The sequence below is a fragment of the Mesorhizobium sp. M7A.F.Ca.CA.002.15.2.1 genome (assembly GCF_003998715.1).
GTDB lineage: Bacteria > Pseudomonadota > Alphaproteobacteria > Rhizobiales > Rhizobiaceae > Mesorhizobium > Mesorhizobium ciceri.
This window is the reverse complement of record NZ_RZPI01001056.1, coordinates 1-1,128: the sequence shown is the minus strand read 5'-3', so window position 1 is coordinate 1,128 and position 1,128 is coordinate 1. Positions and strand designations below refer to the sequence as shown.

Sequence of the window (1,128 nt, the reverse complement as noted above, 5' to 3'; positions counted from 1 at the left end):
AGGGACCGAGACATGGATCAGCGCGTAAAACCCGCCCCGCATGAAATCCGGCGGGCACGGACAGACAATCCGAAGACGCGCGAGCGTGATCTGGCTGCCCATCTCGGCATTTCGGAAGCCGAACTGGTCGCGGCGCATTGCGGCGACGGCGTCGTCCGCATCGAGCCGCGCGTCAACGATCTTCTGACCGGCCTCGAGGCCGTCGGCGAGGTCATGGCGCTGACCCGCAATGACAGCGCGGTGCACGAGAAGATCGGCGTCTATGACAAGGTCGTCACCGGCACCCACAATGCCATGGTGCTTGGCGAAAACATCGACTTGCGCATCTTCCCGAAGGTCTGGGCGCACGGCTTTGCCATCGAGAAGCGCGACGGCGACGAAATCCGCCGCAGCCTCCAGTTCTTCGATGCGGCAGGCGAGGCCGTGCACAAGGTGCATCTGCGGCCGGCCTCCAGCCTCTATGCCTATCAGAAGCTGGTCGCCGCGCTCGAATCGTCCAACCAGGAACCGACGGTCGACATCTCGGGGCCACTCCCCGATGACGAGATCCATGGCGACGAAGCGGCCGCCAATCTCGACGATCTGCGTGACCGCTGGAGCCGGCTGACCGACGTGCACCAGTTCTTTGGTATGCTGAAGACGCTGAAACTAAGCCGCCGGCAGGCGGTGCGCCTGGTTGGGCAGGACTATGCCTGGCAGCTCGACAATGAGGCGGTCCGGGCCATGTTTCATCATGCCGCGGAGGGCGAGATGCCGATCATGTGCTTTGTGGGAAACCGCGGCTGCATCCAGATCCATTCCGGTCCGATCAAGTCGATCAAGCCGATGGGACCATGGATCAACGTGCTGGACGAAACCTTCCACCTGCATCTGCGCACCGACCACATCCACGAGGTCTGGGCCGTGCGCAAGCCGACCAAGGACGGTCATGTCACCTCGCTCGAGGTCTATGACGCCGACGGCAAGATGATCATCCAGTTCTTCGGCAAGCGTCATGAAGGCGAAAGCGAGCGAGACGACTGGCGCTTCCTGGCGGAAAACCTGCCGCGCATCCCAAGCCCGACTGCAGCCTGAGAAAAAATGCTATGAGTGTTTTCCCAAGATTGTCGGCTGTGCGCGGATCTATTT

At 61.9% G+C, this 1,128-nt stretch carries 1 protein-coding gene; it reads left to right on the top strand.

What is annotated here, in order from left to right; translation table 11 throughout:
• The first annotated feature begins 12 nt into the window (after positions 1-12).
• A complete protein-coding gene (locus ENZ74_RS32540; RefSeq protein ID WP_063168167.1) occupies positions 13-1,074 on the top strand; it encodes a hemin-degrading factor in 1,062 nt (353 codons plus the stop codon).
• Positions 1,075-1,128 lie beyond the last annotated feature (54 nt).